19 protein-coding genes are annotated in these 25,155 nt (G+C 69.8%); 2 read left to right on the top strand and 17 right to left on the bottom strand.

Translation table 11 applies throughout. From position 1 onward, the window contains the following. Window positions 1-48: 48 nt before the first annotated feature. Together PYR72_RS31515 and PYR72_RS31510 are read right to left on the bottom strand one after the other, a co-directional pair. Window positions 49-1,182 (bottom strand): hypothetical protein, encoded by a 1,134-nt coding sequence (locus PYR72_RS31515; RefSeq protein WP_275458419.1) that lies wholly within the window; start codon window positions 1,180-1,182, stop codon window positions 49-51. A 139-nt stretch (window positions 1,183-1,321) separates the two neighbouring features. Continuing rightward, the gene (locus PYR72_RS31510; RefSeq protein WP_275458418.1) at window positions 1,322-2,485 is read right to left on the bottom strand and encodes a glycosyltransferase; all 1,164 of its coding nucleotides are present in this window, start codon (window positions 2,483-2,485) and stop codon (window positions 1,322-1,324) included. Between the two features lie 267 nt (window positions 2,486-2,752). Between PYR72_RS31510 and PYR72_RS31505 the strand changes: the two genes are divergently transcribed. Then, window positions 2,753-4,324: a collagen-like protein gene (locus tag PYR72_RS31505; RefSeq protein WP_275458417.1), complete on the top strand. Its 1,572-nt coding sequence runs from the start codon at window positions 2,753-2,755 to the stop codon at window positions 4,322-4,324. Between the two features lie 91 nt (window positions 4,325-4,415). Here the strand turns inward: PYR72_RS31505 and PYR72_RS31500 are convergent, their stop codons facing one another. The 12 genes from PYR72_RS31500 to PYR72_RS31445 all read right to left on the bottom strand — a co-directional run bounded on the left by PYR72_RS31500 (window position 4,416) and on the right by PYR72_RS31445 (window position 21,321). Continuing rightward, window positions 4,416-6,368 (bottom strand): TIGR03960 family B12-binding radical SAM protein, encoded by a 1,953-nt coding sequence (locus PYR72_RS31500; RefSeq protein WP_275458416.1) that lies wholly within the window; start codon window positions 6,366-6,368, stop codon window positions 4,416-4,418. 116 nt (window positions 6,369-6,484) lie between these two features. Next, window positions 6,485-8,032: a CYTH and CHAD domain-containing protein gene (locus PYR72_RS31495; protein ID WP_275458415.1), complete on the bottom strand. Its 1,548-nt coding sequence runs from the start codon at window positions 8,030-8,032 to the stop codon at window positions 6,485-6,487. 126 nt (window positions 8,033-8,158) lie between these two features. Next, on the bottom strand, window positions 8,159-9,355 hold the full coding sequence (rodA, locus tag PYR72_RS31490) for a rod shape-determining protein RodA (RefSeq protein ID WP_275458414.1): 1,197 nt from the start codon (window positions 9,353-9,355) through the stop codon (window positions 8,159-8,161). Further along, entirely contained in the window at window positions 9,352-11,691 is a 2,340-nt protein-coding gene (gene mrdA, locus PYR72_RS31485) for a penicillin-binding protein 2 (RefSeq protein ID WP_275458413.1), read from the bottom strand. Before mrdA ends, rodA begins: the two co-directional genes overlap by 4 nt. 120 nt (window positions 11,692-11,811) lie before the next feature. Continuing rightward, window positions 11,812-12,483, bottom strand: a complete 672-nt coding sequence (gene mreD / locus PYR72_RS31480; RefSeq protein WP_275458412.1) for a rod shape-determining protein MreD — start codon at window positions 12,481-12,483, stop codon at window positions 11,812-11,814. 28 nt (window positions 12,484-12,511) lie between these two features. After that, a complete protein-coding gene (mreC, locus tag PYR72_RS31475) occupies window positions 12,512-13,465 on the bottom strand; it encodes a rod shape-determining protein MreC (RefSeq protein ID WP_275458411.1) in 954 nt (317 codons plus the stop codon). 174 nt (window positions 13,466-13,639) lie between these two features. Continuing rightward, window positions 13,640-14,659, bottom strand: a complete 1,020-nt coding sequence (locus tag PYR72_RS31470; protein WP_275458410.1) for a rod shape-determining protein — start codon at window positions 14,657-14,659, stop codon at window positions 13,640-13,642. A gap of 369 nt (window positions 14,660-15,028) precedes the next feature. After that, entirely contained in the window at window positions 15,029-15,442 is a 414-nt protein-coding gene (ndk, locus tag PYR72_RS31465; RefSeq protein ID WP_013003585.1) for a nucleoside-diphosphate kinase, read from the bottom strand. Window positions 15,443-15,587: 145 nt separating this feature from the next. Continuing rightward, complete coding sequence (locus tag PYR72_RS31460) at window positions 15,588-16,544, bottom strand: IS481 family transposase (protein WP_275458399.1); 957 nt, start codon at window positions 16,542-16,544, stop codon at window positions 15,588-15,590. Window positions 16,545-16,645: 101 nt separating this feature from the next. Continuing rightward, on the bottom strand, window positions 16,646-16,999 hold the full coding sequence (locus PYR72_RS31455; RefSeq protein WP_275458409.1) for a DUF4233 domain-containing protein: 354 nt from the start codon (window positions 16,997-16,999) through the stop codon (window positions 16,646-16,648). A 10-nt stretch (window positions 17,000-17,009) separates the two neighbouring features. Continuing rightward, window positions 17,010-18,518, bottom strand: coding sequence for a folylpolyglutamate synthase/dihydrofolate synthase family protein (locus PYR72_RS31450; RefSeq protein WP_275458408.1), 1,509 nt, complete (start codon window positions 18,516-18,518; stop codon window positions 17,010-17,012). 172 nt (window positions 18,519-18,690) lie between these two features. Next, window positions 18,691-21,321 (bottom strand): valine--tRNA ligase, encoded by a 2,631-nt coding sequence (locus PYR72_RS31445; RefSeq protein WP_275458407.1) that lies wholly within the window; start codon window positions 21,319-21,321, stop codon window positions 18,691-18,693. A 137-nt stretch (window positions 21,322-21,458) separates the two neighbouring features. Between PYR72_RS31445 and PYR72_RS31440 the strand changes: the two genes are divergently transcribed. Continuing rightward, entirely contained in the window at window positions 21,459-22,403 is a 945-nt protein-coding gene (locus tag PYR72_RS31440) for a hypothetical protein (RefSeq protein ID WP_275458406.1), read from the top strand. A gap of 79 nt (window positions 22,404-22,482) precedes the next feature. Here PYR72_RS31440 and PYR72_RS31435 read toward each other — a convergent pair whose 3' ends face one another. The 3 genes from PYR72_RS31435 to PYR72_RS31425 form a co-directional block, all read right to left on the bottom strand. Next, entirely contained in the window at window positions 22,483-22,749 is a 267-nt protein-coding gene (locus PYR72_RS31435; protein WP_275458405.1) for a hypothetical protein, read from the bottom strand. Between the two features lie 184 nt (window positions 22,750-22,933). Beyond that, window positions 22,934-24,220, bottom strand: a complete 1,287-nt coding sequence (gene clpX, locus PYR72_RS31430; protein ID WP_013003579.1) for an ATP-dependent Clp protease ATP-binding subunit ClpX — start codon at window positions 24,218-24,220, stop codon at window positions 22,934-22,936. A gap of 203 nt (window positions 24,221-24,423) precedes the next feature. Further along, window positions 24,424-25,104, bottom strand: a complete 681-nt coding sequence (locus PYR72_RS31425) for an ATP-dependent Clp protease proteolytic subunit (RefSeq protein ID WP_275458404.1) — start codon at window positions 25,102-25,104, stop codon at window positions 24,424-24,426. Between the last annotated feature and the right edge of the window lie 51 nt (window positions 25,105-25,155).

Genomic DNA, 25,155 nt, shown 5'->3' with positions numbered 1-25,155 from the left:
CGCGGGTGCGGGCGGCGGGCCTTCGGGCTGTCGCTTGCCCAGTGTCGTTCAGTCCTTCGTGAGAGCGGTCGTACTTCTACCAAGAGTACGTGCCCCGACGGCTCCCGGTTCCCGCCTGTGGACGGACCGCGGCTCCGCCGGCCGCCCGAGGAGTGCGGAGCGCACGGCGGCGCGGGCCTGGCGGGCGGACTCGCGAGCGGTGGTCCATGCCTGCCGGGCGATCCGGCCGGCGGCGCTCGCGGCCGCCGCGGCCGGTTTCCACACGACGTCGCGCACGACGTGGCCGGCGGGCGTGAGAACGGTCCGGTACAGCCACACCGCCGGCTCCACCAGGAGCCGGCGCAGGACGCCGGCCAGGAACCGTCCGACGGCGCGCGAGAGGTGCCCGGCGACCCGCCAGGCGTGAGCGACGGCGTCCCGGAGTTCTGGGCCCACGACCGCGAGCAGCCGCCCGGCCGGTACGAGCGCCCACCGCCACACGGCGAGCGCGGGCAGCACGAGCAGCACGCGTGCGGTCCAGTAGATCCCGAGCCAGAGCCCGGTGAAGATCATCCGTACGAGCCACAGGGCCCCTCGGCCCACCCATGCGAGCGCGTGTCCCACGGGGGTCAGCGCATACCGGTACAGCCACCCGGCCGGTACGACGAGGAGGTACCGCGCCAGCCAGGCCAGGCCGGTGAGCAGCCTGACCGCGGCGGCGGCGAGACCGGCCCCGACCGCCCGGGCGAGCCAGGCGACGCCCCGCCCGAACGGCACCAGCGTCCACCGGTAGACCCAGGCGATCGCGTGCCCCACGGGCGTCAGCGCGTACTGATACACCCACACCGCCGGCACGACCAGCAGCCGGTACCCGAGCCACGCGAGTCCCTGGGCGAGCGGCACGACGCCGTAGCGCCACAGCGCCACCCACGGCCACACGAGGACGGCCTTCGCGGCCCAGAGCGAGGCGCGCCCCAACGGCCGCAGCACGGTGTCCCGGAGGAACCGGCCGGCCACCACGAGCAGGTCCCACACCATCCGCACCGGCACGACGAGGACGAGCACGACGATCCGGACGGGGATGCGGATCGCGGCCGTGAGACATCCCTCGGGCGTCTGCTGCCGCACGGCAGGGCGTGCCGTCGAAGGCTCGGCGGACGGCTCGGCCGACGGGCGGGCTGGGGGCCTCTTCTCCAGGTCCATAGCGGTAGGGACGCCTCAGCGGCCCGTACGGATGCGGCCCGTAGGGATGAGGTCGCAGGGATGCGGTCCGACGACCGCGCATTCCCCGCCGTCCGTACGCGGGCCCGGAACCCACCTCGGGCGGCCGGCCGAGGCGGCGCTACCGCCTGCGTCCGGAAGCCCTCGCGGACTTGGCGGACCTGGCGGCCTTCCCGGTCATGGCGGCCTTCCCGGTCCTGGCGGACTGGGGGCTGCGCACCACGGCGGACAGCTCCGGCCGGGCGACGTGCGGCACGGAGAACTCCCGGTTGATCTCGACCTGGCGGCGGACGCGTTCGGGCAGGTCCCGCAGGGCCAGCAGACGGTCGCAGGCACGCAGGGCACCGGCGTGGTCGCCCACCCAGTGGGCGGTGATGGAGAACTCGAACAGCAGGCCCCAGCGGTAGACCCAGGGCCTGGTGAAGAGGAGGTCGTCCGGGGCGGGCCGGTCGACGACGTCGACGAGGAGGGCGTACGCCGTGTGGTACCGGCGGCGGAGGCGCAGCCGGGAGGCCAGTTCGTAGCAGGCCTCCAGCCGTGCGGGGCGTGCTTCCCAGGCCCGGGTGAGCGTGTCCAGGGCTCCCGGCCAGTCCTCCTCCTGCTCCGCCCGGAGGATGCCCGCTTCGAGCAGCGAGCAGTACACCTCCTCGCCCCAGCCGCCCATCGCCGCGCGCCGCTCGTACAGGGCGATGGCCTCGCGTGCGTGGCCCAGGTCGCGTTCGGTGTTGGCGAGGTAGAAGACGGTGCGGGGGTTGGTGGGGTCGCGGTCGAGCTCCCGCCTGAGCAGACGCGCGTCGCGCTCGAACTTGTCGCCGCGGCAGCCGCCGTCGGCGTGGTCCTCGATGACGATCGCGTCCAGGTTCTCCTGGACGTCGGGCGCGTCGGTGCACGGGTACTCGTGGGTGACGCCCTCGTACCGCCAGAGCAGATCCCCCCGCATCAGGTGCTTGAAGCGGTGCTGGGTGCCGGGGGTGTCGTAGCGCAGCATGTACGAGGTGGCCGTCAGCCGGGGAAGCGGCGCGTCCTGGCGCAGTACGTGGTCGGCGTCGAGGGTGAGCAGGAAGTCGGCCCTGCCCCGGGCGTGCCGGATGTTCCGCGTCCGGTTGTGGCCGAAGTCGACCCAGGGGTCCTGGCGGAGCTCGCCCGGGATGCCGTCCAGCGCCTTGCGGATCAGGTCCTGCGTGCCGTCCGTCGAGCCGGTGTCGGAGATGACCCAGGTGTCGATCAGGGGGCGTACGGAGGCGAGGCAGCGTTCGATCACGCGCGCCTCGTTCTTGACGATCATGCAGAGGCAGATGGTCTGCGGCTTCACGGCTCACCGGTCCCGGGGACGTTGGAACGCTGCCCGAGCGGCCGCGTGACATATCTCCTCATATCTCACAAATGCCTGTGCACGGCGTCGAATTAGCCCACCCGTGACTCCCGGTTGGTCCGACCTGATGATCTCCTTCCCCGTCCGGGCCAGCGCGCTGGTCGGCTCGGTGGACAGGGGTGAGGCTCACGATCGAGTGCGGGGAAAAGCCCCAAACCGGTTGAAACAAGGAGCACATAGATGAGTCCTGAGCGCAGGACGATCTCACTGATAGGCCCGCTGGCCCGCGACAGGATCACCAAGGTCAGCACCTTCGCCTCGCTCGCGCTGGTAGTGACAGCCGGTCTGGCCGCCCCCGCCGTCGCCACCACGCGGAACATGTCCGAGCACTCCTCCGTGACGAGGTCCGAGGACGAGGAATGCCCGCCCTCCGACGACCAGGAGCACCACGACGAGCACGGCGGGCAGCAGGACGACCACGACTCCTCGGCGTCCGACTGGTACGACGAGGAGGACCACGAGCGCATCGCGGCTCGCGGTGGCAACGACGACGACCACTGCGAGGAAGGTCCCGGCGGTCAGACCGGCCCCCCAGGAGCGACCGGCGCCACGGGCCCGAGAGGTGAGACCGGCCCCCGGGGCGACACCGGACCCCGAGGGGAGACCGGGCCTCAGGGCGACACCGGCGAGGCCGGCGCCACGGGTCCGACCGGCCCCACGGGGGCGGACGGCCTCACGGGCGCGACCGGGCCGACGGGAGCGGACGGTGTCGCCGGGCCCACCGGACCGACGGGCGCCACCGGCATCGCAGGACCCACCGGGCCCACCGGCCCCACCGGAGCGGGAGCCACCGGAGCCACGGGGGCCACCGGAGCGACGGGTGCCACGGGGGCCACAGGAGCGGGAGTGACCGGAGCCACGGGGGCCACCGGAGCAACGGGCGCCACCGGCACGACCGGCTCCACGGGTGCCACGGGCGCCGCGGGAACGACCGGGGCCACCGGCCCCGCCGGCCCCTGCTCGGACATCGACGCGGTGCAGGACTCGAAGAAGCTCGAATTCCGGGTCGTACTGACCAAGGGACGGGTCTTCGCCGGCATCCGCGACCTGAAGGGCGCCACCGCCCACCCGTTCCTGTGGACCGACCTCAGCACCCACCCCAACTTCCCCTCGGGCGGCCGTGATTCACAGGGCCGCCAGGTCGGCTACGCCTGCGGTGTCTCCGTCAACACCCACTCCTCCTCCGGACACGGACAGAAGGAGACGGGCAAGGACCACGGCACGGACACCGGCAAGGACCACGGCTCCGGCAGCGGCCACGGCCAGGGCACGAGCACGGGGCACGGCCAGGGCACGGGCCAGAGCCACGAACAGGGCCAGGGCCATGCCCAGAACACGGGTCAGTACCAGAACACGGGCCAGGGCCACGCCCAGAACGCGGGCCAGGCCAGCGCCCAGGCCACCGGTCACGACACCGGCAAGGAGTACACCCAGGGCACCGGCCAGAACCACGGCACGGACACGGGCAAGGACCACGGCTCCGGCACCGGCAAGGACCACGGCGGCGACAAGGGTCAGGACAAGGGCGAGCACACGGGCGCCGACAAGGGCCTCGTCAAGTTCAACGTCGTCACCACCGTGGGCCAGATCTGGGAGACCACCTGCGTGCCCGTCGACACGGCACCGCACGCCACCCTGAACTGCGACGACGCCCAGGGCAACCCGCGCCCCTGGTTCAGGGTCGAACTCCAGCCCTCGGAGAGCATCATCAACGGCGGCTCCACCGTCACACCCCGCGTGACAGGCCGATAGCACACGAACAGGGGTGCCCGGAGATCGGCCGACCCGACCTCCGGACACCCCTCACACCCGGCTCCCCGCCCCCACGCGGGGCCGCGGACACTCAGTGGCTGTGCTGCCCACTCCCCACCGGCTGCTTGACGGTCAGCGGCAGCAGCTTCTTGCCCGTCGGGCCGATCTGGATGGACGTGTCCATCTGCGGGCAGACGCCGCAGTCGAAGCACGGGGTCCAGCGGCAGTCCTCGACCTCGGTCTCGTCGAGGGCGTCCTGCCAGTCCTCCCAGAGCCAGTCCTTGTCGAGGCCCGAGTCCAGGTGGTCCCAGGGGAGGACCTCCTCGTAGGTGCGCTCGCGCGTGGTGTACCAGTCGACGTCGACGCCGAAGTCCGGGAGTGTCTTCTCCGCGCAGGCCATCCAGCGGTCGTAGGAGAAGTGCTCGCGCCAGCCGTCGAAGCGGCCGCCGTCCTCGTAGACCGCGCGGATGACGGCGCCGATGCGACGGTCGCCGCGGGACAGCAGGCCCTCGACGATGCCCGGCTTGCCGTCGTGGTAGCGGAAGCCGATGGAGCGGCCGTACTTCTTGTCGCCGCGGATCTTGTCCCGGAGCTTTTCGAGCCGTGCGTCCGTCTCCTCGGCGGAGAGCTGCGGCGCCCACTGGAACGGGGTGTGCGGCTTGGGGACGAACCCGCCGATCGAGACCGTGCAGCGGATGTCGTTCGAACCGGAGACCTCGCGGCCCTTCTGGATGACGCGGGTCGCCATGTCGGCGATCTGGAGGACGTCCTCGTCCGTCTCCGTCGGCAGGCCGCACATGAAGTACAGCTTCACCTGGCGCCAGCCGTTGCCGTACGCCGTGGAGACCGTCCGGATCAGGTCCTCCTCCGAGACCATCTTGTTGATGACCTTGCGCATGCGCTCGGAGCCGCCCTCGGGGGCGAAGGTGAGTCCGGAGCGGCGGCCGTTGCGCGTCAGTTCGTTCGCCAGGTCCACGTTGAAGGCGTCCACGCGGGTCGACGGGAGGGACAGGCCGATCTTGTCCTCCTCGTACCGGTCGGCGAGGCCCTTGGCGATGTCGCCGATCTCGCTGTGGTCGGCGGAGGAGAGGGAGAGCAGGCCGACCTCCTCGAAGCCGGTCGCCTTGAGGCCCTTGTCGACCATCTCGCCGATGCCCGTGATGGAACGCTCGCGGACCGGACGGGTGATCATGCCCGCCTGGCAGAAACGGCAGCCGCGGGTGCAGCCGCGGAAGATCTCCACCGACATGCGCTCGTGGACCGTCTCGGCGAGCGGGACCAGGGGCTGCTTGGGGTACGGCCACTCGTCCAGGTCCATGACGGTGTGCTTGGACACCCGCCACGGAACGCCGGACCTGTTCGGCACGACGCGGCCGATGCGGCCGTCGGGCAGGTACTCCACGTCGTAGAACGCCGGGATGTACACCGATCCCGTCTTCGCGAGACGGAAGAGGACCTCTTCGCGCCCGCCGGGCCGGCCCTCCGCCTTCCATACGCGGATGATCTCGGTCATGTCGAGCACGGCCTGCTCGCCGTCGCCGATGATCGCCGCGTCGATGAACTCGGCGATCGGCTCGGGGTTGAAGGCCGCGTGGCCGCCGGCCAGGACGATCGGGTCGTCGACCGTGCGGTCCTTGGCCTCCAGGGGGATGCCGGCCAGGTCCAGCGCGGTCAGCATGTTCGTGTAGCCCAGCTCCGTGGAGAAGGACAGGCCGAACACGTCGAAGGCCCTCACCGGGCGGTGGCTGTCGACGGTGAACTGCGGGACGCCGTGCTCCCGCATCAGCGCCTCCAGGTCGGGCCAGACGCTGTACGTGCGCTCGGCCAGGACGCCCTCGCGCTCGTTCAGGACCTCGTAGAGGATCATGACGCCCTGGTTGGGCAGCCCGACCTCGTACGCGTCCGGGTACATGAGCGCCCAGCGGACGTCCGCGGACTCCCAGGGCTTGACGGTGGAGTTGAGCTCACCGCCCACGTACTGGATCGGCTTCTGCACATGCGGCAGCAGGGCCTCTAGCTGTGGGAAGACCGACTCGACAGACATCGCGGAGGTTACCTTCGTGAGCGGACGGGGGGTGACCATCTAGCGTAACGCCCCCGGAGACACCCCTCGCACGCCCGGGCTCCGGCGGCCCGGCCGCCCGGTGGGGCGGGCGCCGTCTAGAAGGGCAGGCCGTCGCGGATCTCCGCCCAGGTCGACGGCAGCGCCTCCTCCGCCCGCTCCGCCCGGCGTTCCTCCCTGCCGTACAGCACCCCGTACGTGAAGGCGCTCTCCCCCGGTGCCGCATGGGCCTGGTGGGCGAGGTCGCGCAGGGCCTCGCGGGCCATCACGCTGTCCTGGTGGTCGCCCAGGAGGCTCTGCAGGGACTTCATGTCCTTGACCAGGGCCTTGGCCGGCTTGCCCAGCAGCGGCTGCGCCGCCTCGGCCGCGTACCGGGTGCGCTTGGTCTTCTTGCGGGCCTCGTGCATGGCGAGGTCCCGGTCCGCTCCGGGCGGCTGCGCCAGGGCCTCCTCCACCAGCGCCGCCACCTTGCCGACGTCCTTGCGGACCGCCTTGGTGATCACCTTCTCGGCGTCGCCCTCGGCCGCCGCGAGCAGCGGCGGGTCAGCGAGCACGGCGTCCAGGGAGGTCAGCAGGGCCAGGTACCGCGGTCCGTCCAGCGCGTCGATCAGCTCGCGCCGGGGGCCCGTGTGGCCGTCCTTCTGCGACCAGGCGCGCAGCCGTGCGTGGACCGGGCCGGTCACCAGAGTCTCGGGAAGGGCGTCCAGTGCCTCGGTGAGCCGTTCCGTCAGGACCTCCCGGTCACGGTCGACTCCCAGCTCCCCCGCGAGCCACTTCAGCTCCTCGCCGATCGGGTCCGTGACGGTCCGGTCGAGCACCTTCCCGAACGACTTGAAGGTGCTGCGCAGCCGGCGCGTGGCGACCCGCATGCTGTGGACGGAGTCGAAGACGTCCCGGCGGACGGCGGGGTCGAGCTCGACGATCGCGTCGCGCTGGACCCGGATGTAGGCGAGGACGTGGTCCCCGGGGGTGACGGGCTCCCCCGGAACCGCCGCCTCGGCCTTCTTCCCGTCCTTCTTCTGGTCCTTCTTCTTCCCCTTCTTGCCTTTGGGGGCCGTCTCCCGCAGCGCCCTGGCCAGCTTGGAGGGCGAGTCCGACGGCCGGACACCCGCCTTGCGCAGCTTCTTCTCGACCTTGTCGAGGAAGGCCGGGTCGCCGTCGTCGGCGAGTTCGACCTCGATCTCGGACCACTGGGCGGTCCGGCCGTCCTCGGTGAGCCGCTCGGCGACCACGGCGTCGACGCTGACCTCGGCGAGCAGGGTGCCGTCCGCGTCGAGCAGCTCGCTGACGTCGCGCGTGGAGAGAAGGCGGACCAGCGGGACCAGGTCGGCTCCCCGGACCCGGGAACGCACGAGCCCCGCGAGTTCGTCCGGCAGCGTGTCGGACAGCGGGGCCCGGATCTCGTCGCGTACCCCTGCGGAGACGGGGAGCTTCAGATGCCAGCCCGCGTCGCTGCCGCCCGTGCGGCGCCGCAGGGTGATGGCGGCGGCGGCCAGGCGCTCGTCCGGGGTGTCGTAGTAGACGGCGTCCAGCTCCGCCACACCCTTGTCGACGACCGTCGCGACCCCGGCCACACCGGTGAGATCGGGCAGGCCGCTCTCGTCGGACTCGTACTTCCGCTCGATCTCACGCTTGGTGTCCGCCATGAAATGAATCTAGTACGCCTTCGGGCGAAGGGGCAGACCACCGCGCTGCCGAGGGAGATCGGAAGCCTGCCCCGAGGGCGGTGCGGGGCCCGAAGCCGGTGCGGGGCCCGAGGCCGGTGCTGGGCCCTATGCGGACATCGGCCGCTCCACCCGGATGGACTGCAGCAGCCCCACTGCCACCCACACCGCGAACATCGACGATCCGCCGTACGACACGAAGGGCAGGGGCAGTCCCGCCACCGGCATGATGCCGAGGGTCATACCGATGTTCTCGAAGGACTGGAAGGCGAACCAGGCGATGATGCCGCCGGCGACGATCGTGCCGTACAGCTCGGTCGTCTCGCGGGCGATACGGCAGGCCCGCCACAGGACGACACCGAGCAGCAGGATGATCAGTCCGGCGCCCACGAATCCCAGTTCCTCCCCCGCCACCGTGAAGACGAAGTCGGTCTGCTGCTCGGGCACGAACTGTCCGGTGGTCTGCGAGCCCTTGAACAGCCCCGTGCCGAGCAGTCCGCCGGAGCCGATGGCGATGCGGGCCTGGTTGGTGTTGTAGCCGACGCCGGCCGGGTCCAGCTCGGGGTTGGCGAAGGCCGCGAAGCGGTTGATCTGGTACTCGTCGAGCACCCCGAGCTGCCAGACGGCGATCGCACCCATGGCGCCGGTGCCGATGAGGCCGAGGACCCAGCGGTTGGACGCGCCGGAGGTGAGCAGGACGCCGAGGACGATGACCACCATGACCATGACCGAGCCGAGGTCGGGCATCAGCAGCACGATCAGTATCGGTACGGCGGCGAGGCCGAGGGCCTGTACGACCGTGCGGTGGTCGGGATGGGGTTTGTCGCCCGCGTCCACCCGGGCCGCCAGCAGCATCGCCATGCCCAGGATGATCGTGATCTTCACGAACTCGGAGGGCTGGAGCGAGAAGCCGCCACCGATGACGATCCAGGCGTGGGCGCCGTTGATCGTCGCGCCCAGCGGGGTCAGCACCAGCAGGATCAGCAGGACCGAGAGGCCGTACAGGACGGGGACGGCCGTGCGCAGGGTGCGGTGGCCGAGCCAGACCGTGCCGATCATCAGGGCGAAGCCGATGCCGGTGTTGAGCAGGTGCCGCAGGAGGAAGTAGTACGGATCGCCCTGGTTGAGTTCGGTGCGGTTGCGCGTCGCCGAGTAGACGAGGGCGGCGCCGATCAGGGAGAGCGCGATGGCCGAGAACAGTATCGGCCAGTCGAGCCGGCGGGCGAGCGAGTCGCGGGCGAACAGCCGGGTCCAGCCGGAGCGCTCGGGCCCGTACCCGGAGACGGAGAAGCTGTTGCCGGTCATGGGGACGTCCTCCGCGTGAACGCTCGGCCGAGGGTGCCGGGATTCGCCGTCGCCGGTCGGCGTCGACGTCGTCGCGCCGCCCGGTTGCCGCTGCCGCCGCGCGTGCCGACGATCGCCGGGGGGCCGTCGAAGGACACCGGCCGGGCGGCGGGCCCAGCGACGGGTCCGGCGGTGAGGGGGCCGGCGGCGACGGTCTGGGTGCCGTCCTCGGCGTCCTTCTCCGTCTTCTTCGGCGGGTAGGTGCCCAGCTTCGGGCTGTCGATCGAGCCGTCGGACTCGATCTTCGGCAGGCCCTTCTGCGGGGTGGGCAGCAACGCGTTCTTCTTGTTGATCTTGCCGTCCTCGGAGACGCCGTACAGCGCGTTGTAGAGCTTGCGCACGGCGGGGGCCGAGGCGCCGGAACCCGTACCACCCTGGGAGATCGTCATGACGATCGCGTAGTCCTTGGTGTACGTGGCGAACCAGGACGTCGTCTGCTTGCCGTAGACCTCGGCCGTACCGGTCTTGGCGTGCATGGGGATCTTGTCCTGCGGCCACCCCTGGAAGCGCCAGGCGGCCGTACCTCGGGTCGCGACTCCTTCGAGGGCTTCGTCTATCTCGTCGTGCGTCTTCTTCGTCATCGGCAGCCTGCCGTGCGACTTGGGAGCGATCTCCCGCACGTTCTTGCCGTCGGCGCTGATGACTGCCTTGCCGACGGTGGGGTCGTAGAGGGTGCCGCCGTTGGAGATGGCCGCGTAGATGGTGGCCATCTGGATGGGGGTGACGAGGGTGTCGCCCTGGCCGATGGAGTAGTTGACGGAGTCACCGGCGCGCATCCGGTTGCCTTCCAGGCAGTTCTCGTACGCGATCTGCTCGGCGTACGTGCCGCCCTTCTTGCCGTACTTGCACCAGGCGTCCTTGTTGGCCTTCCAGTAGTCCAGCTTCCACTTGCGGTCCGGGATGCGGCCGGTGACCTCGTTGGGCAGGTCGATGCCGGTCTCCGCGCCGAGGCCGAACTGGTGGGCGGTCTTGTAGAACCAGTTCTTGGCGCCCTTCTTGGGCTTGATGCCTCCGTCGCGCTTCCACTCCTCGTGGGCGAGGCGGTAGAAGACGGTGTCGCAGGAGACCTCCAGGGCCTTGCCGAGGCTGATGCCGCCGTATCCCCTGGACTCGAAGTTCTTGAAGACCTGGCCGCCGATCGAGTACGAACTGGAGCACTCGTAGGGGCCGTTGAAGGAGTAGCCGGCGTTCACCGCGGCGGCGGTCGGGATCGGCTTGAAGATGGAGCCCGGGGCCGACTGGCCCTGGATCGCGCGGTTCAGCAGCGGGTAGTTGGACTTCTTGCCGGTGAGCCTGGCGTAGTCCTTGGCGGAGATGCCGCCGACCCAGGCGTTCGGGTCGTAGTCCGGGTTGGAGGCCATGGCGACGACGCGGCCGGTCTTGGCCTCCATCACGACGACGGCGCCGGAGTCGGCCTTGTAGTTGGTGCCCGTGTTGCGGTCGTTCTGCTTGCGGGCCTCCTTCATCGCCTCGTTGAGTTCGTACTCGGCGATGCGCTGCACGCGGGCGTCGACGCTGGTCACCAGGTTGGCCCCGGGCTGGGCCGGGTCCGCCTCGGCCTCACCGATGACGCGGCCGAGGTTGTCGACCTCGTAGCGGGTGACGCCGGCCTTGCCGCGCAGCTCCTTGTCGTACTGCCGCTCCAGGCCGGAGCGGCCGACCTGGTCGGAGCGCAGATAGGGCGAGTCGGTGTCCTGGGCCTTGGTGATCTCCTCGTCGGTGACCGGCGAGAGATAGCCGAGCACCTGCGAGGTCCTGGAGCCGCCGGGGCTGGCGTACCGGCGGACGGCCTGGGGTTCGGCGGTGATGCCGGGGAAGTCCTCGGAGCGCTCGCGGATCTGCAGGGCCTGCTTGGCGGTGGCCTCGTCGGTGATGGGGATCGGCTGGTAGGGCGAGCCGTTCCAGCAGGGCTGGGGCGTCTCGGAGTCGCAGAGGCGGACCTTGTCCATGACGTCCTGGGGCTTCATGTCCAGGACGCCGGCCAGCTTGGTGAGGACGGCCTTGCCGTCGTCGTCCATCTTCAGCAGGTCGGTGCGGGAGGCGGAGACGACGAGCCGGGTCTCGTTGTCGGCGATCGGCACGCCCCGGGCGTCCAGGATCGAGCCGCGCACGGCGGGCTGGACGACCTGCTGGACGTGGTTGCCGGACGCCTCCTTGGCGTAGGCGTCGCCCTCGCGGATCTGGAGGTACCAGAGGCGGCCGCCGAGAGTGCCGAGGAGGGAGAAGACGAGGATCTGGATGATGACGAGCCGGATCTGGACCCGTGGGGTCCGCCCGGTCTCCGGGATGTTGGTCACTGCCTGTCTCCCCCTCTCAGTGCGTGTGCGGGCCGTGCGCGGTGTGCCGGTACGCGGAGTGCCGGTACATGGGGTACACCGCTCGGCTGTGATCGGTTCCCGAATTCCCTTGCCCCGCCCTCACAGCCGCTTGACCCCCTTGATGCGTCCCGCCCTGGCCATTCGTGAGCGTGCGGCCTTGATGCGCAGTCCGCCGCGCTGTCTGCCGATGCGCAGTCCCGTGCCGGAGGAGAGCCAGCCGGAGGCGACGTCGGAGGTCTTGGCGGAGCTGCCGGTCTCCGCGAGCGGGTCGTTGTCGGCGCGCCGGGCCAGTGCCATGACGCCGGGGACGACGAAGGGCGCGAGCAACAGGTCGTAGAGCGCGGCGGTGAACAGCAGGCTGGGCAGGCCGACGTGGCGGGCGGCGTCGTCGCCGACGAGGGCGCCGACACCGGCGTACAGCAGGGTCGCGCCGAGGGCGGCCACGACGACCACGGCCATGGGGCCGGTCGCCGACTTCAGCCGGCCCGTCTCCGGCTTCGCCAGCCCGGCGAGGTAGCCGATGACGCAGAGGACCAGGGCGTACCGTCCGGCCGCGTGGTCGGCGGGGGGCGCGAGGTCGGAGAGCAGTCCGGCGCCGAAGCCGATGAGGGCGCCGCCGACGTGGCCGTAGACCAGGGCGAGGCCGAGCACGGTGAGGAGTACCAGGTCCGGTACGGCGCCCGGGAGGTGGAGTCTGGCGAGGACGCTCACCTGGATCACCAGGGCGACGATCACCAGGGTCGTGGAGAGCAGCATCCGGTTGAAGCGCATCAGGGGGTCAGCTCCTACTGTCCTACGTCTACTGCTCTTGCGGCTGTCCGTCGGCGCCTTCGGCGAGTTCGTCCGCGCCGGGGGTGACCGTCACCGTCACGGTCGGGGTGGGCGTGGCCTTCGGCCGGTTCGGCAGGACGGTGTCGCGCGGGTCCTTGCGGGGCGGCTGGACGACGACGCCGACGATGTCGAGCTGGGTGAAGGAGACGAACGGCTTGACGTAGATCGTGCGGGTGAGGTCGCCGCCGGAGGGGTCGACGCGGGAGACGAGGCCGACCGGGACGCCCGGGACGAAGGGCTTGTCGGCCTGCGAGCCGAAGGTGACGAGGCGGTCGCCCGCCTTCACCTTGGCCTTGCCGTTGAGGAGTTCGACGCGCAGGGGACGGTCGCCCTGGCCGGAGGCGAAACCGAGTTCGTCGGTCGCCTCCATACGGGTGCCGACGGTGAAGTCGGGGTCGTTGGCGAGGAGCACGGTCGAGGTGTTCGGGCCGACGGTGGTGACGCGGCCGACGAGCCCGTCGCCGTTGAGGACGGTCATGTCGCGGGTGATGCCGTCGTCGCGGCCGATGTCGATGGTGACGGTCCAGGAGAAGCCCTGGGCCGCTCCTATGGCGATGACCTCGGCGCCCTTGATGCCGTAGCGGCCGTTCGCGGCCGTCTTGAGGATCTTGTCGAGCTGCTTGCTCCGGCTGCGGTTGCGGTCGTCGCTGCCGAGGGACGCCTTCAGTTCGGCGTTCTCCTTCTCCAGCGCGGCGAGGCGGTCGTGGCGGGAGCCCGAGTCACGGACAGCGCTTATGGCGTTGCCGATGGGGTCCACGGCGGTCGACACGCCGTCCTCGATCGGGCCGAAGACGGCGGCGGCTCCACGTCGGGCACCGTCGACCGGTGAGTCCTCCCCGCCGCGGATGTCGACCGTGATCAGCGCGAACGCGACGGCGATCAGCAGCACCAGGAGCAGCCGGCTCTCTCGTGTGTCCCTCACGTGCGGCGGCCGTGCCTTCCTCATAGGAATTCGACAGGAATGGGGGAATTCGGGTAGCCCCTGGGAATCCCGGGACGGGAACGACAGGGGCGCTTTGTCGGAGCTTATGCCTCGATATCAACGATCCGCCGCACGAGAAGAGAACGTCCCGTACGGCGGAATCGAAGTGTTACCTCATCTGCGGGGCTGGGCGTCGAGAACCTGCTGCAGAGCCTCGAACTCCTCGACGCACTTGCCGGAGCCGAGCGCCACGCTGTCCAGCGGGTCCTCGGCGATGTGGATCGGCATTCCGGTCTCCCGGCGCAGCCGCTCGTCGAGCCCGCGGAGCAGGGCGCCGCCGCCGGTCAGGACGATGCCGCGGTCCATGATGTCGCCGGAGAGTTCCGGCGGGCACTTGTCGAGGGTCGTCTTGACGGCATCGACGATGGCGTTGACGGGTTCCTCGATCGCCTTCCGCACTTCCGCGGCGGAGATGACGACGGTCTTGGGCAGCCCGGACACCAGGTCCCGGCCGCGAATTTCGGTGTGTTCGTCAGCGTCGAGGTCGTACGCCGAACCGATCGTGATCTTGATCTGTTCGGCCGTCCGCTCACCGAGGAGGAGCGAGTACTCCTTCTTGATGTGCTGGATGATCGCGTTGTCCAGCTCGTCGCCCGCGACGCGGATGGACTGGGCGGTGACGATGCCGCCGAGGGAGATGACCGCGACCTCCGTGGTGCCGCCGCCGATGTCCACCACCATGTTGCCCGTGGCCTCGTGGACCGGCAGGGCGGAGCCGATGGCCGCGGCCATGGGCTCCTCGATGATGTGCACCTGACGGGCGCCCGCCTGGGAGGACGCCTCGATCACGGCGCGGCGCTCGACACCGGTGATGCCGGACGGCACGCAGACGACGACCCGGGGACGGGCGAGATACCGCCGCTTGTGGATCTTCAGGATGAAGTAGCGGAGCATCCGCTCGGTGATCTCGAAGTCGGCGATGACACCGTCCTTCAGCGGACGTACGGCAACGATGTTGCCCGGCGTCCGCCCGATCATCTTCTTGGCCTCCGCGCCGACCGCGAGAATTCCACCGGTGTTGGTGTTGATCGCGACGACGGACGGCTCGTTCAGTACGATCCCGCGACCCCTGACGTACACCAGCGTGTTGGCGGTCCCGAGGTCGACAGCCATGTCACGGCCGATGAACGACATTGAGTTCCCCATCAGGATTCGTGTGGCCTTCCCCAGTGGAGCACTGACGGCTTTTGAGAGCTTTTCAGGCTTTTCGGGTCGGCGAAGTGGGTGCTGTGACGTGAAGGCTTACATCGTAGTCTCGCCCGCACGAACACTGCGCGAGGGTCTTCGCCATTGTGGGCATGCGATGCGCCGCCTCGCCTCTGGAGACGATCCATCGGGGGTGCGCGTTCCCCCGATCGCCGCGCGTATGCCGTTGTACGGCCGGAATTGCACGGGTCGGCTGGTCAACAGGGGTAGGCCGGATGGGTGGTGGCCGAGTGTCACCAGCAGGGTAAGGGCGGCGGGGACGGGACTGATCACCGGCCCCCGCCGTCGGGCATGTCGCTACGCGCGCCCGGGGAAGAAGATCTTCACCTCGCGCTCGGCGGACTCCTCGGAGTCCGAGGCGTGGATCAGGTTCTCGCGCACGATCACGCCGAAGTCGCCACGGATGGAGCCGGGCTGCGCGGCGATCGGGTCGGTCGGGCCGGCCAGCGCCCGCACCCCTTCGATGACCCGCTCACCCTCGACGATCAGCGCGACGACCGGCCCGGAGGACATGAACGCGACGAGCGGCTCGTAGAACGGCTTGCCCTTGTGCTCGCCGTAGTGCTGCTCCAGCGTGTCCTGGTCCAGGGTCCGCTGCTCCAGCGCGGTGATCTGCCAGCCGGCCTTCCGCTCGATACGGCTGATGATCTCGCCGGTCAGGCCACGCCGGACGGCGTCGGGCTTGAGCAGGACGAGGGTGCGCTGGCTCACGGTGGTGACTCCTTCAATTCACACGGGTGCGGAGCTCAGAGGCTACAGGGCGCGTCCGGCCCGGTGTCACGCAGCGTCAGGAAGGCCAGGCCGCCCGTCCTGGCCGCGCCCGCCGCGGCCAGGGAGGGGCGCCGGGGCCCAGGCCCTAGGTGTATTGACCCGCAGGGTTGTTGACGCGGGTGATGGGTGGCTGGCCGCCGAGTGCGGTGTGGCAGCGGTGGTGGTTGTAGGTGTGGAGGAAGTCTGCCAGGGCTGCGGTGCGTTCGGTGTTGCTGGTGTAGGGCCGCAGGTAGGCCCACTCGTCGAGCAGGGTGCGGTTGAAGCGTTCGACCTTGCCATTGGTCTGCGGCCGGTAGGCGCGGGTGAGCTTGCCGGTCGCGCCGAGGTCGGCCAGGGCCTCCTGCCAGGCGAAGCTCTTGCGGTAGGGCCAGGCGTTGTCGGTCAGCACCCGCTCGATGCGCTCGATACCCGCGGCGGCGAAGAAGGCGGCGGCCCGGCGCAGGAAGGCCGCGCAGGTCGCGGCCTTCTCGTCGCCGTGGATCTCGCTGTAGGCCAGGCGGGAGTGGTCGTCGACGGCGGAGTGGACGTAGTCGAAGCCCATGCCGCTGCGCCGGGCCCGGCCGGCCTGGCGGCCCAGCACCTTGTGGCCGCCGCCGTCGGGGATCCGGCCGAGCTTCTTGACGTCGACGTGGACGAGTTCGCCGGGCCGGTCGCGTTCGTAGCGGCGGATGACCTGACCGGTCGGCCGGTCCAGGTGGGCCAGACGGTTCAGGCCGTGGCGGACCAGGATGCGGTGCACGGTCGAGGCGGGCAGGCCCAGGATCGGGCCGATGCGGGCGGGGCCGAGTTTGCGGGTCTGGCGCAGCCGGCACACCCGGGCCTCCACGGCCGCCGCGGTGCGGTGTGGTGTCGTCCGGGGGAGGCTGGAGCGGTCGTGCAGCCCCTGTTCGCCCTCGGACCGCCAGCGCCGGATCCACTTGTGGGCTGTGGGACGCGAGATACCCATCTCTGCCGCGACATGCGCGACCGGACGGCCGGAACTGACACGCTCGACCAGCAGCCGCCTGCCGTGAACGGTCAGGCGGGCATTACGGTGGGACACGAAGGCCTCCGTGCGGTGAAGATTCGACACCTCCACCACACACGGAGGCCTTCGCCACGATCAAGACCGACCCGCGTTAACAACGCTCGTGATCAATACACCTAGGAGGCTCCGGCCTCGGCGGACGTCTGGGCCGCGAACCGGGCCTTCGCCTCGTCGACCTTCCGCCCGAAGTGGACCGAGGCCCACCAGAGGGCGGCGAAGACCGCGCCCATGAAGAACATGGTCGGGACGACGAAACCGGAGAGGATCAGCGCGATCTGCAGGGCCCAGCCGAGCTGGACGCCGCCGGGCCGGGTGACGAGGCCGCAGAGCACGACGCACAGGAACATGGCGATGCCGCTGACCGTCCAGACCGTCGACATGGTCAGGGCCGGATCCTTCATGGCGACCAGACCCGCGAAGCCGATCACGAAGAACTCGCCGATCAGGGTCGAAGCACAGAGAGTACGCATGTCGTGGAACTCAGCCCTTCCCCAGCAGCAGCCGGGCCTCGCCGACGGTGATGACGGAACCGGTGACGAGGACGCCACCGCCCGTGAACTCGCCCTCCTCCTCGGCGAGCGTGATCGCCGCCTCCAGGGCGTCGGGCAGCCGCGGCTCGACCTGCACCCGCTCCTCCCCGAACACCTCGACCGCGATCGCGGCCAGCTCGTCGGCGTCCATCGCCCGGTGGCTGGAGTTCTGCGTGATCACGACCTCGGCGAAGATCGGCTCGAAGGCCTCCAGGAGCCCCCGGACGTTCTTGTCGCCGCTGGCGCCGACCACACCGATGAGCCGGCTGAAGTCGAACGCCTCTCCGACCGCCTCGGCCGTGGCCCGTGCGCCCGCCGGGTTGTGGGCCGCGTCGAGGACGACGGTCGGGGACCGGCGTACGACCTCCAGCCGGCCCGGGGACGACACCGCCGCGAACGCCTTGCGGACCGTGTCGATGTCGAGCGGCTCGGGACGCTGCGAGCCGACGCCGAAGAACGCCTCGACCGCGGCGAGGGCCACGGCCGCGTTGTGCGCCTGGTACGGGCCGTGCAGCGGGAGATAGACCTCGGGGTACTCGCCGCCGAGCCCGCGCAGGGTGAGCATCTGCCCGCCGACCGCGACCTGCCGCGCCACGACACCGAACTCCAGGCCCTCCCGGGCCACCGTCGCGTCGACCTCCACGGCCTTCTTCAGCATCACCTGCGCCGCGTCCACCGGCTGCTGCGCCAGGATCACGGTCGCGTCCTGCTTGACGATCCCGGACTTCTCCACGGCGATCTCGGCGGGTGTCGTCCCCAGCCGGTCGGTGTGGTCGAGGTCGATGGGGGTGACCACGGCCACGTCCCCGTCGATGACGTTGGTGGCGTCCCAGGTGCCACCCATGCCGACCTCGACGACCGCCACGTCCACGGGCGCGTCCGCGAAGGCGGCGTACGCCATGCCGGTCAGCACCTCGAAGAAGGAGAGCCGGTACTCCTGCGCCGCGTCGACCATCTCGATGTACGGCTTGATGTCCTCGTACGTCTCGACGAAGCGCTCGGCGGAGATCGGGGCGCCGTCCAGGCTGATGCGTTCGGTAATCGACTGGACGTGCGGGGAGGTGTACCGGCCGGTGCGCAGCTCGAAGGCGCCGAGGAGGGCCTCGATCATGCGGGCGGTGGAGGTCTTGCCGTTGGTGCCGGTGATGTGGACGGAGGGGTACGAGCGCTGGGGCTCGCCCAGGACGTCCATCAGCGCGGCGATCCGGGTGACCGAGGGCTCCAGCTTGGTCTCGCCCCAGCGGCCGGCCAGTTCCGTCTCGACCGCGCGCAGCGCCTTGTCGACGGCCGGGTCGGCGGGGCGGGCCGGTACGTCGGCCTGCGCGGCGCCGCCCTGGGCACGCAGGGTGCGACTGCCGGCCTCGATCACCGCGAGGTCCGGATCCCGGTCGGTCTCCGCGGCGATGATCTCCTCGAACGGGTCGATCGGGTCGGGCTGCGTGTCACTGCGTTCGCTCACGGGGCCCAGTCTACGGACCGGGCGCCTGAGAGCTCGGGGGTACCCGCTGTAGGGCGACTGCGGGTGGTGGGTGGTTCCTCGCGCAGTTCCCCGCGCCCCTTACGGGGCACGGTCGGCGGAAGCCCTCGGTGCCAGGAGGGCACCGAGGGCTTCCGCCGACCAACGAGGCGGGCTACGCCTGCGGCAGCCGGTCCAGCTGGGCGGCGATGCGGGCGATGTCCTCGTCCGCCTTGGCGAGGCGGCCGCGGATCTTGTCGACCACCTGATCGGGGGCCTTCGCGAGGAACGCCTCGTTGCCGAGCTTGGCCGTGGCCTGGGCCTTCTCCTTCTCCGCCGCGGCAAGGTCCTTGGCCAGGCGCTTGCGCTCGGCGGCGACGTCGATGACGCCGGAGAGGTCGAGCGCGACCTCGGCGCCCGCCACCGGCAGGGTCGCGGTGGCCGAGAAGCCCTCGCCCTCGGGCTGGAGGCGCAGCAGCTGACGGATCGCGGCCTCGTGCGGGGCGAGGACCGTACCGTCGAGCGTGAGGCGGGCCGGGACGCGCTGGCCGGGCTGGAGGCCCTGGTCGGCGCGGAAGCGGCGGACCTCGGTGACGACCTGCTGGACCAGCTCGATCTCGCGCTCGGCGGCGTCGTCGCGGAAGCCACTGTCCTTGGGCCAGTCGGCGATGACCAGGGACTCGCCGCCGGTCAGCGTGGTCCACAGGGTGTCCGTGACGAACGGGACGACCGGGTGGAGCAGGCGCAGCGTGACGTCCAGGACCTCGCCCAGGACGCGCTTGCTGACCTCGGCCGGCTCGCCGCCCGCCTGGAACGTCGTCTTGGACAGCTCGACGTACCAGTCGAAGACCTCGTCCCACGCGAAGTGGAACAGGGCGTCGCTGAGCTTGGCGAACTGGAAGTCCTCGTAGTACGCGTCGACCTGCTCGACCGTCTCGTTCAGACGGGCGAGGATCCAGCGGTCGGTCGCCGAGAGCTTCGACGCCTCCGGCAGCGGGCCCTCGACCGTCGCGCCGTTCATCAGGGCGAAGCGGGTGGCGTTCCAGATCTTGTTGGCGAAGTTGCGGGAGGCCTGGACCCAGTCCTCGCCGATCGGGACGTCGGTGCCCGGGTTGGCGCCGCGCGCGAGGGTGAAGCGGAGCGCGTCGGAGCCGTACTTGTCCATCCAGTCGAGCGGGTCGACGACGTTGCCGAAGGACTTCGACATCTTCTTGCCGCGCTCGTCGCGGACCAGGCCGGTCAGCGCGATGGTCTTGAAGGGGACCTCTCCGTCCATCGCGTAGAGGCCGAACATCATCATCCGGGCGACCCAGAAGAAGATGATGTCGTGGCCGGTGAGCAGGACGTCGGTGGAGTAGAACTTCCGCAGGTCCTCGGTCTGTTCGGGCCAGCCGAGCGTGGAGAACGGCCACAGGCCGGAGGAGAACCAGGTGTCCAGGACATCGGTGTCCTGGGTCCAGCCCTCGGCCTCCGTGCCGGGCGGCTGCTCGTCGGGGCCGACGCAGACCGTCTCGCCGTCCGGGCCGTACCAGACGGGGATGCGGTGGCCCCACCACAGCTGGCGCGAGATGCACCAGTCGTACATGTTGTCGACCCAGTCGAAGTAGCGCTTCGACATGTCCTCGGGGTGGATCTTGACCCGGCCGTCGCGGACCGCGTCGCCGGCCGCCTTGGCCAGGGGGCCGACCTTGACCCACCACTGCATGGACAGACGCGGCTCGACCGTGGTCTTGCAGCGCGAGCAGTGGCCGACGGAGTGGGTGTACGGGCGCTTCTCGGCGACGATCCGGCCCTGCGAGCGCAGCGCGCCGACGACGGCGGAGCGGGCCTCGAAGCGGTCCTGGCCGAGGAAGGGGCCGTGGACGGTGATGACGCCGTGCTCGTCCATGATCGTCATGGAGGGCAGGTCGTGGCGCTGGCCGATGGCGAAGTCGTTCGGGTCGTGCGCCGGGGTCACCTTGACCGCGCCGGTGCCGAACTCCGGGTCGACGTGGGTGTCGGCGACGACCGGGATGGAGCGGTCGGTGAGCGGCAGCTTGATGAGCTTGCCGATGAGGTGCCGGTACCGCTCGTCGTCCGGGTGGACGGCGACGGCGGTGTCGCCGAGCATCGTCTCCGCGCGCGTGGTGGCGACGACGAGGCTGTCCTCGCCCTCGCCGTAGCGGATGGAGACCAGTTCGCCGGCGTCCTCCTGGTGCTCGACCTCGATGTCGGAGATCGCGGTGAGACAGCGGGGACACCAGTTGATGATGCGCTCGGCGCGGTAGATCAACTCGTCGTCGTAGAGCCGCTTGAAGATGGTCTGGACGGCCTTGGACAGGCCCTCGTCCATGGTGAACCGCTCGCGGTCCCAGTCGACGCCGTCGCCGAGGCGGCGCATCTGGCCGAGGATCTTGCCGCCGTACTCCTCCTTCCACTGCCAGACGCGCTCGACGAACTCCTCGCGTCCCAAGTCGTGGCGGGACTTGCCCTCTTCGGCGAGCTGCTGCTCGACCTTGTTCTGGGTGGCGATGCCGGCGTGGTCCATGCCGGGGAGCCACAGCGACTCGTACCCCTGCATGCGCTTACGCCTGGTCAGGGCGTCCATGAGGGTGTGCTGGAAGGCGTGCCCGAGGTGCAGGCTGCCGGTGACGTTCGGCGGCGGGATGACGATGGTGTACGCGGGCTTGTCGCTCTTGGCGTCGGCCGCGAAGTAACCACGCTCTACCCAGCGCTCGTACAGCGCCCCCTCTACATCGGCCGGCGCGTACTGGGTCGGCAGATCGGTGGCGGGCGCTGGAGGCTGCTGATGAGCGTTCTCGGTCACCCGCCCAGTTTAGGGGTGTCACGGGGTGGTCCCGAAACTCGATTCTTCCGTAACGGTGTGGCCCCCGGTGCGTGGGGCCCGTCGAGATTGCGCCAGGATGTCAGGAACACATAAGCATCTGGAGGGGAACCCAGAACATGAGTTACAACCAGCCGGGCCCGTACGGCGGGCAGCCCCAGCAGCCCGGACCGTACGGTCAGCCGGGCCCCTACGGCCAGCAGCCGCCGCAGGCCGCCCCCCAGCCCGGCTACGGCTACCCCCAGCAGGCGCCGCCGGCGCAGCCGGGTTACGGGTACCCCCAGCAGGCCCCCCAGGGCGTTCCGCCCCAGACCCCGCCGTACGGCCAGCCCCAGGCCCCGTACGGCCAGCAGCCGTACCCCACCGTGCCCCAGCCGCCGGTCCCCTCGGGCGGCGGCGGCAAGAAGGTCGGCATCATCCTGGGCGCGGTCGCCGTGGTGGCGGCGGTGGCGGTGGGCGCGTACTTCGTCCTCGGCTCGGGCGGCGGAGCGGACATCGCGGACGACGGTCCGCACAAGCTGACCACGCCGGCGACTGTTCTGGGGGACTACAAGAAGGGCAGCGGCTCCGGCGACGAGATGACCACCGAGGAGTTGAAGAAGGCCGAGGCTTTCGGCATCAAGAACCCCAAGGATGTCAGCGCCAACTACCAGTCGGGGGACGAGAGCAACCCCCTGGCCGGGAAGGCGATCACGTACGGCGGCGTCTACGGCGAGATCGAGGACCCGGAGAAGGCGGTCGACAGCTTCCTCGCCATGCAGAAGGAAGAAGCCGAGAAGAACGACATCACCTTCGTCGGCGAGGCCGAGGAGTACACGCCGGACTCGCTCGACGGCGCCATCATGAAGTGCCAGAAGGCGAAGGGGAAGCTGGGCGAGAGCGAGACGACAAGCGGCGGACCGAGCGAGATGAACCTGGTCTACTGCGTGTGGGGCGACCACAGCACTCTTGGTTTCGTGATGCCCATGGAGTACTCGGACCTCGCGGCCGGCAAGTCGACCGATCCGAACGAGGCCGCCGAGACCGCCGCCAAGCTCCGCAAGGAAGTTCGCGTCGCGGTCTGACATCCCTCGCACGTGACGAGGGGCACCCGACCCGGGGTGCCCCTCCGTTGCTTCCGGCCTCAGCCGCAAGCAGGCCGGCTCAGGCCAACGTGCATGCCCTGTTGGCGTGTCCGGGCCTCACACCGACGTCCTGCAGCTTGACTATGCACACGGGATGGAATCCGATGACGCTGTGGTAACCGCACGCGCTGGTCACCACCGGACCCACCCTGTACCCCTTGTCCTTGAGGTACTCGACGCAGTCGAACGCATCAGCGTGCGCCGTGCCTGCTGCCGCGACCGGCACTATCCCCGCCGCTGCGGCCACGCCCAGGGCCGCCAGGAAGCGTCTTACCTTCATCGTCATGATCCTTCCTTCACCGCCCCGGAGTGGTCGGTCCCGGGGCATCACCAGAAGATCACTTGAGGCGCTCATGACACTAGAGTCTGCGGATGCACCCAGCCTGATCTGGTTGATGACTGACTGAAAAGAGCACCCGACTCTTGTCGGGTGCTCTTGTCGGGTGCTCTTGTCGGTAAGTGCCCGGCGGTTACGCCGTCTTCTGCTCCCCCGGGCCCCGTCCGCGTGCGTCCCTCGGGATCAGGGTCGGGTTGACGTTGGAGCGGACCACGTCTGCTGTGATGACGACTCGGGCGACGTCCTTGCGGGACGGGACCTCGTACATGACCGACATCAGGACCTCCTCCATGATGGCGCGCAGGCCGCGCGCGCCGGTCTGGCGGAGGATGGCCTGGTCGGCGATGGCTTCGAGGGCCTCGCGCTCGAAGTCCAGCTCCACGCCGTCGAGTTCGAACAGGCGCTGGTACTGCTTCACCAGCGCGTTGCGCGGCTCGATGAGGATCTGGAGCAGTGCCTCGCGGTCCAGGTTGTGGACCGAGGTGATGACGGGCAGACGGCCGATGAACTCCGGGATCATGCCGAACTTGACCAGGTCCTCCGGCATGACGGCCTCGAACTGGTCCTTGGACTCCAGCTCGCGCTTGGAGCGGATCGTCGCGCCGAAACCGATGCCCTTGGCCCCGGCCCGGGATTCGATGATCTTCTCCAGGCCGGAGAAGGCACCGCCCACGATGAACAGCACGTTCGTCGTGTCGATCTGGATGAACTCCTGGTGCGGGTGCTTGCGGCCGCCCTGCGGCGGGACCGACGCCGTGGTGCCCTCCAGGATCTTCAACAGGGCCTGCTGGACGCCCTCGCCCGACACGTCGCGCGTGATGGAGGGGTTTTCACTCTTCCGCGCGACCTTGTCGATCTCGTCGATGTAGATGATCCCGGTCTCGGCCTTCTTGACGTCGTAGTCGGCCGCCTGGATGAGCTTCAGCAGGATGTTCTCGACGTCCTCGCCGACGTACCCCGCCTCCGTCAGCGCCGTCGCGTCCGCGATCGCGAACGGGACGTTCAGCATGCGCGCGAGGGTCTGCGCGAGGAGGGTCTTGCCCGAGCCCGTGGGGCCCAGCAGCAGGATGTTGGACTTCGCCAACTCGATGGCGTCCTCGCGGCTTTGGCCGCCGCCGTTCTCACCGGCCTGGACGCGCTTGTAGTGGTTGTACACCGCCACGGAGAGCGCCTTCTTGGCCGCCTCCTGGCCCACCACGTAGCCCTCGAGGAACTCGTAGATCTCGCGCGGCTTCGGGAGTTCCTCCCAGCGGACCTCACTGGTCTCCGCGAGCTCTTCCTCGATGATCTCGTTGCAGAGGTCGATGCACTCGTCGCAGATGTACACACCGGGCCCTGCGATGAGCTTCTTGACCTGCTTCTGGCTCTTGCCGCAGAACGAGCACTTGAGCAGATCGCCGCCGTCACCGATGCGTGCCACGGTGTGCTTCCCCTTCGCCTGGGAGTCGACTGGACCATTGGATTCCAGCGGCTCCTGGTGCTGCCTTATGTCGACGGTACCTTGCCGGGCCCCCCGTTCGGGCCCCCCTTGGCACGGTTCGCTTTGACGTGCACCTTGTCGTGCACTGGGTCAAACGGTGCCAACCATGCCAAGGGGCGGCAGACGATACATCCTTTTCGCGGTCAGCGGACGCTGTTGTTGTTCATCTTGCGCGTGGAGATGATCTGGTCGACCAGGCCGTACGCGAGCGCGTCCTCGGCCGTGAGGATCTTGTCGCGCTCGATGTCCTCGCGGATCTTCTCGATCGGCGTGGTGGAGTGCTTGGCCAGCATGTCCTCCAGCTGGCCACGCATCCGGAGGATCTCGTTGGCGGCGATCTCCAGGTCGGAGACCTGACCGCGGCCCGTCTCGCTGTACGGCTGGTGGATCAGGACGCGGGCGTTCGGCAGCGCCATGCGCTTGCCCGGCGTACCGGCGGCGAGCAGGATCGCGGCGGCGGAGGCCGCCTGGCCCATGCAGACCGTCTGGATGTCGGGCTTCACGAACTGCATCGTGTCGTAGATCGCGGTGAGCGCCGTGAAGGAGCCGCCGGGGCTGTTGATGTAGACGGAGATGTCCCGGTCGGGGTCCATCGACTCCAGGCACAGCAGCTGCGCCATGACGTCGTTGGCGGAGGCGTCGTCGATCTGCACCCCGAGGAAGATCACCCGCTCCTCGAAGAGCTTCGCGTACGGGTCGTACTCGCGGATGCCCTGCGAGGTGCGCTCGACGAAGCGCGGGATGACGTAACGGGACTCGGCCGTCGGGCCCGAGTACTGGGAGCGTGCGCTGTCGTAGAGGCCGCTGCCGGGGAAGTCGTTCACTGTGGTCTCCTGGGAGCCTGAGAAGGGCTGAGGCGGTCGGCTGGGGGCTTC

This window comes from Streptomyces sp. VNUA24, assembly GCF_029167005.1.
In the GTDB taxonomy this organism is placed as follows: Bacteria; Actinomycetota; Actinomycetes; order Streptomycetales; family Streptomycetaceae; genus Streptomyces; species Streptomyces scabiei.
The sequence above is the reverse complement of the archived record's forward strand: the minus strand, read 5'-3'. Positions and strand labels throughout refer to the sequence as shown.

Coding starts and splice junctions, on each gene's coding strand:
- PYR72_RS31515 (WP_275458419.1), bottom strand. CDS start 1,182: ATGGACCTGGAGAAGAGGCCCCCAGCCCGCCCGTCGGCCGAGCCGTCC.
- PYR72_RS31510 (WP_275458418.1), bottom strand. CDS start 2,485: ATGATCGTCAAGAACGAGGCGCGCGTGATCGAACGCTGCCTCGCCTCC.
- PYR72_RS31505 (WP_275458417.1), top strand. CDS start 2,753: ATGAGTCCTGAGCGCAGGACGATCTCACTGATAGGCCCGCTGGCCCGC.
- PYR72_RS31500 (WP_275458416.1), bottom strand. CDS start 6,368: ATGTCTGTCGAGTCGGTCTTCCCACAGCTAGAGGCCCTGCTGCCGCAT.
- PYR72_RS31495 (WP_275458415.1), bottom strand. CDS start 8,032: ATGGCGGACACCAAGCGTGAGATCGAGCGGAAGTACGAGTCCGACGAG.
- rodA (WP_275458414.1), bottom strand. CDS start 9,355: ATGACCGGCAACAGCTTCTCCGTCTCCGGGTACGGGCCCGAGCGCTCC.
- mreD (WP_275458412.1), bottom strand. CDS start 12,483: ATGCGCTTCAACCGGATGCTGCTCTCCACGACCCTGGTGATCGTCGCC.
- PYR72_RS31470 (WP_275458410.1), bottom strand. CDS start 14,659: ATGTCGTTCATCGGCCGTGACATGGCTGTCGACCTCGGGACCGCCAAC.
- PYR72_RS31455 (WP_275458409.1), bottom strand. CDS start 16,999: ATGCGTACTCTCTGTGCTTCGACCCTGATCGGCGAGTTCTTCGTGATC.
- PYR72_RS31440 (WP_275458406.1), top strand. CDS start 21,459: ATGAGTTACAACCAGCCGGGCCCGTACGGCGGGCAGCCCCAGCAGCCC.
- PYR72_RS31435 (WP_275458405.1), bottom strand. CDS start 22,749: ATGACGATGAAGGTAAGACGCTTCCTGGCGGCCCTGGGCGTGGCCGCA.